Source organism: Micromonospora humida (assembly GCF_016901255.1).
Classification (GTDB): Bacteria; Actinomycetota; Actinomycetes; order Mycobacteriales; family Micromonosporaceae; genus Micromonospora; species Micromonospora wenchangensis.
The window spans coordinates 41160-52877 of record NZ_JAFEUC010000022.1 but is presented as its reverse complement, the minus strand read 5'-3'; the positions used below and the strand labels follow the sequence as shown (position 1 = coordinate 52877).

Below are 11718 nucleotides of genomic sequence, written 5' to 3'. Positions count from 1 at the left end.
GAGGGCGGGGCGAGACGGGCAGGGTGGGATGGGATGGGGCGGGGGCGAGGGCAGGGGGGTGGTGGGGGTGGTGGGTAGGATTCGTCGCCGTGCGCGTACTTCTTCTGGGTGGTGGCGGGCGGGAGCATGCGCTCGCGCTCGGGTTGGTCGAGGACCCGGCGGTCGAGGCCCTGCTGGCGGCGCCCGGTAACCCGGGGATCGCGGGTGTGGCGGAGCTGCGGCAGGTCGATCCGGCCGATCCCGCCGCGGTGGCCGGGTTGGCGGTGGAGGTCGGTGCCGACCTGGTGGTGATCGGGCCGGAGGCCCCGCTGGTCGCGGGGGTCGCCGACGCGGTACGCGCCAAGGGCGTCCCCGTCTTCGGCCCGTCGGCCGCGGCGGCCCGGTTGGAGGGCTCCAAGACCTTCGCCAAGGAGATCATGACGGCGGCCGGGGTGCCGACCGCCCGCGCGTACACCTGCACGGACGCGGAGAGCGTCGGGCGGGCGCTCGACGAGTTCGGCACGCCGTACGTGGTGAAGAACGACGGGCTGGCCGCCGGCAAGGGCGTGGTGGTCACCGATGACCGGGACGTCGCGCTGCGGCACGCGCAGGAGTGCGGTCGGGTGGTGATCGAGGAGTACCTGTCCGGCCCCGAGGTCTCCCTGTTCGTGGTGACCGACGGTGAGGCGGCCCTGCCGCTGCTGCCGGCGCAGGACTTCAAGCGGGCCGGCGACGGCGACGCCGGCCCGAACACCGGCGGCATGGGGGCGTACGCGCCGCTGCCGTGGGCGCCGCCGGGTCTGGTCGACGAGGTGCTGGCCGACGTGGTCCACCCGACGCTCGCCGAGATGCGCCGCCGGGGCACCCCGTTCGCCGGGCTGCTCTACGTCGGGCTGGCGCTCACCGCCGCCGGCCCCCGGGTGATCGAGTTCAACGCCCGCTTCGGTGACCCGGAGACCCAGGTCGTGCTGGCGCTGCTGGAGACCCCGCTCGGCGGGCTGCTGCACGCCGCCGCGACGGGCACGCTGGCCGCGCATCCGCCGCTGCGGTGGCGGGACGGTGCGGCCGTCACCGTGGTGGTGGCCGCCGAGGGCTACCCGGCGACCCCACGTACCGGTGACGTGATCACCGGCGCCGACCACCCGGGCGTCATCCACGCCGGCACCGCCCGCCGGGCCGCCGACGGCGCGTTGCTCTCCGCCGGCGGCCGGGTCCTCTGCGGTACGGCCACCGGCCCGGACCTGACCGCCGCCCGGGACGCCGCCTACGCCCTGGTACGCGGCATCGAGCTGGCCGGCTCGCACCACCGCACCGACATCGCCGCCACCGCGATCGACGGCCGGATCACCGTCCCGGACTGACCACAGCCGGGGCGACTGCCGCAGCGCCCGCCCGACGCCGGGCGCGGCACGACACGGGAGCGGACGGCCACCCTCCCGGCCCGACCACCACCGCGATCAACGGCCCGCAGTGCCGGCCCCGGTCGGGTCGTGCCCCGTCGGGTCGGCGGTCAGAGCAGGGACAGGGCGGCGGCGATCACCCGTTGGGCGGTGGCGCTGAGGTCCTCGCCCTTGGCGTCGGTGCTGGTGATCGAGTATTCCACCCGGAACCGGCCGTCCCGGGTGGAGGCGACCCCGGCGAGGTAGCCGTACCGGGAACCGGTCTTGATCCACAGGGTTTCGCCGTCGGGCAGCGGGAACGCGGTGAGCCCGGCGCTGTAGCGGGCCGGCCCGCCGCCGATGTCCGGCACGCCCGGCAGGGTGAACATCGTGCCGAGCTGGGCCGGTGGCACCACCCGGCCGGCGAACAGCGCGGTGAGGAAGGTGTCCAGGTCGGTGAGACTGGAGATGATGTTGCCGGAGGCCGGGGTGAAGGTCTGGCTCCAGGTGGTGGCGTCGACGAGTTCGGTCCGGCCGTCCCGGTCGACGGCCTGGTAGCCGTGGGCGTGCGGGCCGCGGATGCGCGGGTCGTCGCCCGGTGCGTAGGTGTCCTTGAGGCCGAGCGGTTGGGCGATGCGCCGGTCCAGTTCCGTCGCGTACGGGTGGCCGGTGACCTTCTCGATGATCATCCCGGCGACGATGTAGCCCATGTTGGTGTAGTGCTGCTTCGTGCCGGGTTCGAACTCGCGGGGGTTGTCCAGGCCGAGCCGGACCAGCTGTTGCGGGGTCCACCTGTCGTACCGGTGGGCGAGCTGCCACTCGATGCCGTCCGGCATTCGTGGGCTGGGCAGGCCGCTGGTGTGGTCGAGCAGTTGCCGGACGCTGACCGTCGGGTAACCGGCGGGGAGCAGCCCCGGCAGGAGCCGCTGCACCGACGCGTCGAGGTCGATCCGGCCCTCGGCCATGAGTTGCAGCACCATGGCCGCGGTGAAGGCCTTGGTGACGCTGCCGACCCGGAACCGGGCGTGTGGCGGTACGGGTGCCTGGCTGCGCAGGTCCCGTACGCCGGTGGTGCCGGTCCAGCAGCCGTCGGGCGTGGTGATCCGGACCTGGGCGCTGGTGGCGTCGGCGTCGGGTAACCCGGCTATCGCCTGCGCGACGGGGGTCGGGTCGAGGGTGCCGGGCCGGCAGCCCGCAGCCCCGCGCCGGTCACCGGCGGAGGCGGGAGAGGGGGCGGCGACGGCGAGCGTCCCGGGGGCGGCGACGGCGAGCAGGGCACCGAGTGCCGTGGCGACGAGCACGACCGGTCGATTCATGATCTTCATGGCGTCGAGCCTGCCGGTGACGGGGCGCGACGACATCGGGGAGAGTCCCCCGCCACACCCCGATCGTCGGCTCGGGGAGACCACCCCGGGGAAGATCAGCCGTAGTAGCGGCGCAGTTCCCGGGTGAGCACCTTGCCGGTGGCGTTGCGGGGCAGGTACTTCACGAAGATCACGTCCCGGGGGACGGAGAACCGGGCCAGGTAGCGCCGGACGTACTCGCGTACCGCCTCCGGGTCCAGGGTCTCGCCGGGGTGCAGGGCGAGGAACGCGGCCAGCCGTTGCCCGTACTGCGGGTCCGGCACGCCGAGCACGGCCGCCTCGCGGACCTGCGGCAGCCGGGTGAGCAGATCCTCCAGCTCGGACGGGAACACGTTCTCCCCGCCGGAGACGATCATGTCGTCGGCGCGGCCGTCGACGAAGAGCAGTCCGTCGGCGTTGACCCGGCCGAGGTCGCCGGTGTCGAGCAGCCCGTCGTGGGTCTCCCGACGGGCCCCCGAGGTGTAACCCTCGAACAGCATCTCGTTGCCGACGAGGATCCGGCCGACCCGCCCGACCGGCACCGGCTTCCCGTCGTCGTCGACGATCTCCAGGCGGGTGCCGTGCGGGGGGCGACCGGCGGTGGTGGGGGCCTGGCGCAGCTCGGCGGGGCCGGCGATGGCGGCCCAGGAGACCTCCGTCGAGCCGTACAGGTTGTAGAGGACGTCGCCGTAGGTGTCCATGAACCGGGTGGTGAGGCCGCCGGGCAGCGCCGAGCCGCTGACCGCGACCACCGTCAGCGCCGGTCGCGGGTCCGGCGGCGGCACGTCGAGCAGACGCTGCACCATCACCGGTACGGCGAACAGTGCCTGGCAGCGGTGCGCCACGAGCGCGTCCAGCGTGGCGGCGGGGTCGAACCGGCGGTGCAGCACGATGGTGGCGCGCAGCGCGAAGGCGACCTGGAGTGCCGCGTACCCCCAGGTGTGGAAGATCGGGGCGGCGATCAGCACGGTGTCGTGGGTGTGCAGCGGGATGCGGTCGATGATGGACACCAGCGGGCCGAAGCCGTTCGGGACGGGCCGGCGGGCGCCCTTGGGTGTGCCGGTGGTGCCGGAGGTCAGCACGATGGTCCGGCCGTCGTGGGCGGGCGGGGTGAGCCGGTCGGCGGGGAGCGCGGCGGCGATCAGGGCGTCGAGGCCGGGTTCGTCGACCCGGTGCACCTCGGCGGGGACACCGAGGACCCGCTCGGCGAACTCGGTGTCGTGCACCAGCACCCGCAGCCGTTGTTCCTCGGCGACGGTGGCGAGCTGCGCGGCGGACAGTCCGGTGTTGACCAGCACCGCGTCGGCGCCGAGCAGGGTGGCGGCGACGATGCCCTCGATCAGCCCGTGGTGGTTGCGGCACAGCAGCCCTACCCGGTCCCCGGCCTGTACGCCGAGCACGCTGCGCATCGACCGGGCGAGCCGTTCGGCCCGGTCGAGCAGTTCCCGGTAGGTGAGTTCGTGGCCGTGCTCGTCGACGACGGCGACCCGGCCGGGGTCGCGGGCGGCGGCCTGCCGTAGTTCGCCGGCCATGCCCCAGCCCCACTGGCGCAGTGCGGCGAGTTGCGAGGCGACCCGGACGGGGTGCCCGGGGGTGAGCAGTCCCCGCCTGGTCAGTGTGGCCACGATGAACGGCAGGTCCATCCGGCGACCTCCTTCGGGGTGTGACGTGGGGCCGGCCGGGGCCCTCACCAGGGATTCCTTTCCGATCATGCGTCGTCGCCGGCCGACCGCCCAGTCGGTGTCGCCCGCGGTGGACGGGCGGTGACCGGGCGGTCGCCCGGTGGCGACGGTCAGCGGATCTGGACGCCGGAGATGGCGCGGGAGATGACCAGCCGTTGGATCTCGGAGGTGCCCTCGAAGATGGTGTAGATCTTGGAGTCCCGGTACCAGCGTTCGACCGGGTGGTCGCGCAGGAAGCCGGCCCCGCCGAGGAGCTGCACGGCCCGGTCGGTCACCGCGACGGCCACCTCGCCCGCCTTGAGCTTGGACATCGAGCCCTCGCCGGCGGTGAACGGCCGGTTGTTGCGGCCCATCCAGGCCGCCCGCCAGACCAGCAGCCGGGCGGCGTCGATCTCCATCTTCATGTCGGCCAGGGCGAACGCGACGGCCTGGTTCTCAATGATCGGCCGGCCGAACTGGACCCGGTCCCTGGCGTAGTCGAGGGCGTACTCGTAGGCGGCGCGGGCGACGCCGAGCGCCTGCGCGCCGACGGTCGGCCGGGACAGCTCGAAGGTGCGCATCGCGGCCTGGCCGCTGGCCCGTTGCCCGGACCGGGCGCGGGCCAGCCGCTCGTCCAGCGCGTCCTTGCCGCCGAGCAGGCAGCGTCCGGGCACCCGGACGTCGTCGAGGAAGACGTCGGCGGTGTGCGAGGCGCGCAGTCCCAGTTTCTTCAGTTTCCGGGTCGCGTGCAGCCCGGCTGTCCCCGGCGGTACGACGAACGCGGCCTGCCCGCGCGAGCCCAGCTCGGGCGCGACGGAGGCGGTGACCACGTGCACCCCGGCGATCCCGCCGTTGGTGGCGTACGCCTTCTGCCCGCTCAGCACCCACTCGTCGGTGGCCTCGTCGTGGACGGCGCGGGTACGCATGGCCGAGACGTCGGAGCCGGCCTCCGGTTCGGTGGTGCAGAACGCGGCGACGGCGGGGGCGTCGACGGTGCCGAAGCACTGCGGCACCCATTCGACCATCTGGTCGGGGGTGCCGGTGCCGTAGATGGCGGCGACGGCGAGCGAGCTGCCGAAGATGCTCAGCCCGATGCCGGCGTCGCCCCAGAAGAGTTCCTCACTGGCGATCGGCAGGGACAGCCCGGTGGGGTCGGCCCAGCAGGTGGCGAGGAACTCGAAGCCGTACAGGCCGATCTTCGCCGCCTCCTGGATGATCGGCCAGGGGGTCTCCTCCCGGGCGTCCCACTCGGCGGCGGCCGGGCGCACGACCTCGGCGGCGAAGCCGTGCACCCAGTCCCGCAGATCCCGCTGTTCCTCGTTCAGGTCGAGCGAGAACTCGGCCATCGTCAGGCCTTGGGGATGTCGAACAGGTTGGCGATGTTGGCGGCCAGGCCCAGGTCACCCTTGGCCTTGAGCTTGCCGGTCATGAACATCATCACCGGGTTGGCCCCGCCGGAGACGATCCTCAGGAACTCGACCGGGCCCATGGTGAGGCTGAGCTTCGGGTCGCGGGTGGGGGTCTCCGAGACGGTGCAGGTGCCGTTCTCGATGACGATCTCGTAGGTGTCGGCGCCACCGTCGGGGCGGCCGGTGATGTTCCAGTGGATGACCGCGTTGGTGGCGCCGGCGCGGTCGGCGCGGAAGATCTGCGGCATCCGGCTGAAGACCTCGCTGAGCACCTTGCCGCGCAGGTCGCCGGACATCACCTCGGCGATCTTGTCGTCCGGGGTGGACTTGACCAGCTGGGCGAACTCCTTCGGGCCGAAGTTGGCGAAGTTGGCCGGGTCGAAGTCAGTCATGGAAGTTGCACCTCTCGGGGCGGACCGGTTCTGGTTACTCTCGCGTAACCCTACGCACGAGTAGGTATGCTCGCAAGGGTGTCCAGCACGCCGAGCTTCAAGCGCCTCCCCCGCGCCGTACGCGAGCAGCAGATGCTCGACGCGGCCGTCAAGGTCTTCTCCCGGCGGGGGTTCCACGCCGCCAGCATGGACGAGATCGCCGAGGACGCGGGCATCTCCAAGCCGATGGTCTACGCCTACCTCGGCACCAAGGAGGAACTCTTCATCGCCTGCCTGCACCGGGAGACCGCCCGGATGATGTTGGCGATCGCCGGGGCCGCCGCCCCCGACCTCCCGCCCGACCAGCGGCTCTGGCGCGGCCTGCGGGCCTTCTTCGGCTTCGTCGGGGCGCACCGCGACGGCTGGGCGGTGCTCTACCGGCAGGCCCGGGGCTCCCAACCGTTCGCCGCCGAGCTGGCCGCGATGCGCGCCCGGCTGGTCGACGTGGTCGCCGGGATGCTCGACCACGCGCTGCGCGCCCGGGACCGGGAGGTCGCCGCGACCGAGCTGGAGGTCGTCGCGTACGCCCTGGTCGGCGCGAGCGAGTCGCTTGCCGACTGGCTCGCCGACCACCCGGAGGCCGAACCGGAGAAGACCGCCACCCGGATGATGAACGTCGGCTGGCTCGGCGCGGCCCAACTCCTCGACGGCGTCACCTGGCGACCCCCGGCGGACTGACTGCCCCCACTCTCCCGGCGCGGCTCACCGGTCCCGGCGCGGAGTGGTCAGCGGTTGGCGGCGGCGCGACGGCGGGCCCGCAGGCGCATCCAGCGGACCAGCTCCAACACCCCGGTGACGGCCAGCGAGAGCCCGACGCCGACGAGCAGTCCCCGGAGCGGATCGCGTTCGAAGGCCAGCCCACCGAAGTAGCCGAGCAGCCCGCAGTACAGGCTCCAGATCGCGGCGGCGACGGCGTCGAACACCAGGAAGCGCAGGAGCGGATACCGGACGGCCCCCATGGTCAGGGTGACGGCCGTCCGGCCGCCCGGCACGAAGCGGGAGGTGGTGAGGATCGAACCGCCCCGCCGGTCCACCGCCCGGCGGGCCCAGTCCGAGCCACTGCGGCGGCGGCTGCCGTCGGGCAGCCGGGCCAGCCGCTCCGCGCCGCCGCCCCGGCCTATGCCGTACGACACGTGGTCGCCGGCGAGCGCGCCGAGGGCCGCCACCGCGATCACGGCCACCAGGTTCGGGTGGCCGCTGGCCGCGAACACCCCGGCGGTGATCAGGACGGTTTCGCCGGGCACCGCCGGGAAGAACGCGTCGACCGCGGTCACCACGAAGATCACCAGGTACACCCAGGGCGAGGTGACGGTGTGGTGGAGCAGGTCGAGCACCGACTGCATGCCCTCATGCTCGACGCTGGGCCCCCGGCCGGGGGCCCAGTCGCCGGATCAGGCCACCCGGGGAACCGGCAGCGGACCGGCGGCTGACCTGCCGTGCTCCCGCTTGTCGGCGGCGGTGGGGCCGTGCGAGGTGAGCACCACCGGGGCGGCCAGCGCCTCGGACACCGCCGCCGGCCAGTCGGTCGGTGGGGCGTCGTACACCGGGCGGGTGGTCAGCAGGCGGGCGGTGAGGGCCGCCTGCCGCTCCAGGTCACCGGGTGGGCCGGGGCGCAACCGGTCGGTCCCGTCGTAGCGGCGGCACAGCTTCAGCGCCGGGCGGGCCGGGTCGGGGCGGGTCAGGTCGAGGTGGGTGAGGGCGAGGCCGTCCACCCCGCCGGCCACGTCCAGGGCGTACCGGTGGGCGACGGCGTCGAAGTGACCGAACCGGAACCGGCCCTGCCACGGGTTGGTCGGGTTGCGCGGGTCGGTCAGCGGCAGCGTCCGGTCCTCGGTGACCAGCGGACCGGGCCCGTGCCGGGTGGTCACCGTCCGCACCACCCCCAGCCGGTACGCCGACCCGGCCGCCCCCGCCTCGGCGAGCAGGTCCTCGGCGTTGGCGAAGGTGGTGGTGCTCCACGTGGTGTACGGGTGGAAGCCGTGCCACTCGTCCAGCAGCACCCCCTGCGCCCCCTCGAACACCACCGTCCCCGCCCGCAACACCCCGGCCAGGTACGACCGGTCGGCGATCGCCACCCGGTCGGCGAAGGCGGTGAACGCCGGCAGGCAGTCCGCCACCGGCGGGGCGTCCAGCGGGCCGAGTTCGGCGGTCAACCGGTCCCGCAGCACGGTGAGCCGGCGGCGCAGCAGCTCCCGGTCCCGGCAGTCGGCCACCCGGGGCGCCTCGTCGGGGTGGGCGAGCCCGTACCGGACGGACTCGCCCACCCCCAGCCCGCAGGAGCCGTGCCGGGCGGCCCCCCGGGCGATCTCCCGGAGCCGGTTGGCGGCCCGGTGGTACGGCGTGGCCAGCAGCGCCTCCCCGTCGACGGTCAGCCGGTCGAGGGCGTCGGGCACCCCGACCGAGGCCAGGTGGTCGGCCTCGGCGGCCAGCGCCAGCGGGTCCACCACCTGCTGCCGGGCCAGGTGGGTACGCACCCCCGGGCGGAACGTCCCCGCCCCGAACTGGGCGAACGTGTGGTGCCTGCCGTCGGGCAGCACCACGTTGTGGGCGGCCTGCGCACCCCCGTTGAACCGCACCACGGTGTGCACGTGGCGGGTCGCGCAGAGCCAGTCCACGACGGTGCCCTTGCCGGCGTCGCCGTAACCGAGGTCGACCACGATCACGTGCCGGCCGGGTTGTCCGGGGTCGGGGAGCGCGGTCACAGCCGGGTCACCCCACCGGCCCGGCGCGACGTGGCAGGCAGCGTGGAGACCTCGGCCCGCCGGCCGCCGCCCAGCGGGGCCAGCGCCTTGGACACGGTACGGCCGGCGGTGGAGCCGGCCCGGTCCAGGTCGCGCAGCCCCTCGTCCAGGTCGATGGCCTGCTCGCCGAGGCCGACGGTGAGCGCGATGGTCTCGCAGACCGCGTCCAGGTCGTCGAGGACGACGGCACGCTGTCCGAGCAGGTCCCGCCAGAAGTCGAGCACCGTGGCGTTGCCGGCGTAGTGGCTGCCGGCGGGGAGCAGGTAGTAGGTGTCCCAGCGGCGGGTCACCTCGTCGACGATCTGCCGCAGCGGCACGTCCTCGCCGAGGTCGTCGCCGATCAGCCGGCTCACCTCCCGCCGGCTCACCCGGGGGTACGCCAGCTCGTCGCCGATGATGAACAGGTAGCCGCGCCGCCCGCGCTTCTCCCAACTGTCGGTGACCGTGTGCCGGGCCATGAAGTACATCGCCAGCTCGTACGACTCGGTCATCTGACCGCCGCCGCCGCCCTCCAGCACGATCCGGCCGAGGTCGTCGTCCATCCGGTTGTCCGACTCGAACTGCCCCACCTGCAACGGCACCCGGTCGCAGGTGGCGTCGCCGATCGCGCCGAACAGCACCTGCGGGTCGCGGGCGTAGCCCTGGCGCAGCAGCAGCCCGAGCAGTTGCGGCAGCTTGGCCTGGAGGGTGCGGGGCACGTGCCCCATCGAGCCGGTCACGTCGAACAGCACCGCGATGGGTGTCGACTGCGGGTGCTCGGCCGAGTCCCGGCTCTCCCGCACCGCGCCGCGCGGGTCGAGCGCCGGGTGCACGGTCCGGGCCCCGCCGTCGCTGTAGGAGAAGGCGCTCTTGCCCTTCTTCTTCCGGTAGCGGTCGGCGGCGTCGTACACGTCGGTGGACCAGATTCCGCTGCCCATGGCAGCCTCCCTAGGGGTTGAGGGTGAACGGTCGGAAGGTGCGCGGCCCGTAGAGCCGGTCCAGCACCTCGTCGAGTTCGCCGAGCAGTCGCCAGGCGTCGTCGGGTCGGGCGGCCAGCGCCGGGCGGCGGCAGCCGTCGGCGAAGGCGCGCAGTTCACGGGGGGCGCGGTCGCCCATCAGCCAGCTCATGCACGTCGCGGCCATCGCCAGGTCGGTGCCGGGGCCGGCGGGCCGCCGCGCGGTGACCTCCGGCGGGTACCAGTCCTCGTGACCGGGGACCAGCGCCGGGACACTGCCGCCGTCGACTGCGGAGAAGCACCAGTCGACGAGCACCACGCCGTGCGCGTCCGGCTCGATCAGCACGTGCCGGGGGAGCACCGCGCCGTGCACCACGCCGGCCCGGTGGGCCAGGCCGAGGGCGACCAGCAGCCGCCGCCACATCCAGGCCGCGTCCCGGGCGTCCAACCCGTCGGGGTACGCCCGGCGTACCGCGTCGAGGTCGTGCAGCCCGGGTACGGCGGCGAGCACGCTGATCCGGCGTTCCGCCCCGCTGGCGGCGTCGCGGTGCCGGAAGCTGTCCACGAGCCGGGGCACGTACGGCAGGTGGCGCGGGTCGCCGCGGTCCTCGATCTGCCGCAGCGCGTACGCCTCGCGGGCCATCAGGTCGTTGTCGGCCGGGTCGCGGGGCAGCTTGAGCAGTCGGTCCGCGCCGACGTCGTAGAGGTCGGCGAGGTCACCGGCGTGGGCGAGCGCCCCGAGCCGGTATCCGCCGAGCACGACCGTCGCCGGGTCGGCTGTGCCGGTCGCCTGCCAGCGGGTGGTGACCTGGACGAAGGCGTCGGTGGCCGCGGCGCGTACCCGGGCGTCGAGCGTGCCCAGCCGGTCGGGGTGCAGGGCCGCGACCAGCTCGCGGTAGCGCCGGGCCGGGCTGTCGACGCCGAACAGGTCGGCGTCGGTGCGGGCCGCCGCGACCAGCCGGATCGCCTCGTCGGTCCTCACCGGATGGTCTCCTCCCGGGCGGGGCGCAGCAGCGCCGGGTGCAGAAGTCGGGCGTCGCCTGCCCGGTAGAGCCGGGCCCGGGGGCCGCCCCGGGCGCCGCCGCGTTCGGTGTTGCCGCCGGTGCTCTCGACGAAGCCGGGGACGGAGAGCACCTTGCGGTGGAAGTTGCCGGCGTGCAGCGGGTGCCCCCAGACCGTCTCGTAGACGCCGCGCAGCTCGGCGATGGTGAACTCGGGGCCGAGGAAGCGGGCGGCCAGCGGGGTGTACTCCAGCTTGGAGCGGGCCCGTTCCAACCCGTCGTCGACGATCCGGGCGTGGTCGAAGGCGAGCTCCCGGCTGGGCAGGGCGGTGACCGGCAGCCACCCGGCCTCGTCGGCGTCGCTGTCGGCGACCGGGTCGGGCAGGTCGGGGGCGAAGGCGAGGTGGGCGACGGAGACGATCCGCATCCGGGGGTCCCGGTCCGGTGCGCCGTAGCTGGCGAGCTGTTCGAGGTGGACGCGGCGCAGCCGGTCGCCGCCGAGGCCGGTCTCCTCGGCGAGTTCGCGGCGGGCCCCGGTGGCGAGGTCCTCGTCGGGCTGGACGAATCCGCCGGGCAGCGCCCAGTGCCCCTGGTAGGGGGGCTGGCCACGCCGGATCAGCAGCAGGTGCAGCGCGCCCTCGCGGATGGTCAGCGCCACCACGTCCACGGTGATCGCGGTCGCGGGGTAGGCGCTGGGGTCGTACCCGGCGAGGAAGTCCTGCTCGTTCACGGCGTCCCTCTCAGGTTGAGAATTACTCGATCTGAGAACAACCTAGCTCACGAAAAAGTGCTCCGCAACCGGTTGATCCGGCCCGGCACCCGACCGGTGCTGTGCGTCC

The 11718-nt window shown here is 74.0% G+C and carries 11 protein-coding genes; 2 read left to right on the top strand and 9 right to left on the bottom strand.

What is annotated here, in order from left to right; all coding sequences use genetic code 11:
* Window positions 1–89: 89 nt before the first annotated feature.
* Window positions 90–1340, top strand: coding sequence for a phosphoribosylamine--glycine ligase (gene purD / locus JQX11_RS30950; RefSeq protein WP_204928461.1), 1251 nt, complete (start codon window positions 90–92; stop codon window positions 1338–1340).
* A 149-nt stretch (window positions 1341–1489) separates the two neighbouring features.
* Here purD and JQX11_RS30945 read toward each other — a convergent pair whose 3' ends face one another.
* The 4 genes from JQX11_RS30945 to JQX11_RS30930 form a co-directional block, all read right to left on the bottom strand.
* The gene (locus JQX11_RS30945) at window positions 1490–2683 is read right to left on the bottom strand and encodes a serine hydrolase domain-containing protein (protein WP_204928460.1); all 1194 of its coding nucleotides are present in this window, start codon (window positions 2681–2683) and stop codon (window positions 1490–1492) included.
* Window positions 2684–2778: 95 nt separating this feature from the next.
* Window positions 2779–4344, bottom strand: coding sequence for an AMP-binding protein (locus tag JQX11_RS30940; protein ID WP_204928459.1), 1566 nt, complete (start codon window positions 4342–4344; stop codon window positions 2779–2781).
* Between the two features lie 149 nt (window positions 4345–4493).
* Complete coding sequence (locus JQX11_RS30935; RefSeq protein WP_204928458.1) at window positions 4494–5708, bottom strand: acyl-CoA dehydrogenase family protein; 1215 nt, start codon at window positions 5706–5708, stop codon at window positions 4494–4496.
* A gap of 2 nt (window positions 5709–5710) precedes the next feature.
* Window positions 5711–6163, bottom strand: coding sequence for an SCP2 sterol-binding domain-containing protein (locus JQX11_RS30930; protein WP_204928457.1), 453 nt, complete (start codon window positions 6161–6163; stop codon window positions 5711–5713).
* Between the two features lie 78 nt (window positions 6164–6241).
* On the opposite strand from JQX11_RS30930, the gene JQX11_RS30925 reads away from it, so the two are divergent.
* Window positions 6242–6880 carry a TetR/AcrR family transcriptional regulator gene (locus tag JQX11_RS30925; RefSeq protein ID WP_204928456.1) on the top strand — a complete coding sequence of 213 codons (639 nt, stop codon included), beginning with the start codon at window positions 6242–6244 and terminating at the stop codon, window positions 6878–6880.
* A gap of 47 nt (window positions 6881–6927) precedes the next feature.
* Here JQX11_RS30925 and JQX11_RS30920 read toward each other — a convergent pair whose 3' ends face one another.
* From JQX11_RS30920 to JQX11_RS30900, 5 genes are read right to left on the bottom strand one after another with little or no spacing between them, the layout of a single operon-like run.
* Window positions 6928–7545: a DedA family protein gene (locus JQX11_RS30920; RefSeq protein WP_204928455.1), complete on the bottom strand. Its 618-nt coding sequence runs from the start codon at window positions 7543–7545 to the stop codon at window positions 6928–6930.
* Between the two features lie 48 nt (window positions 7546–7593).
* On the bottom strand, window positions 7594–8904 hold the full coding sequence (locus tag JQX11_RS30915) for an adenylosuccinate synthetase (RefSeq protein WP_307826455.1): 1311 nt from the start codon (window positions 8902–8904) through the stop codon (window positions 7594–7596).
* Window positions 8901–9860: a hypothetical protein gene (locus tag JQX11_RS30910; protein ID WP_204928454.1), complete on the bottom strand. Its 960-nt coding sequence runs from the start codon at window positions 9858–9860 to the stop codon at window positions 8901–8903. The genes JQX11_RS30915 and JQX11_RS30910 overlap by 4 nt, the downstream gene beginning before the upstream one ends.
* Window positions 9861–9870: 10 nt before the next feature.
* Entirely contained in the window at window positions 9871–10860 is a 990-nt protein-coding gene (locus JQX11_RS30905; RefSeq protein ID WP_204928453.1) for a serine/threonine-protein kinase, read from the bottom strand.
* Window positions 10857–11609, bottom strand: coding sequence for an NUDIX hydrolase (locus tag JQX11_RS30900; RefSeq protein ID WP_204928452.1), 753 nt, complete (start codon window positions 11607–11609; stop codon window positions 10857–10859). The genes JQX11_RS30905 and JQX11_RS30900 overlap by 4 nt, the downstream gene beginning before the upstream one ends.
* Window positions 11610–11718 lie beyond the last annotated feature (109 nt).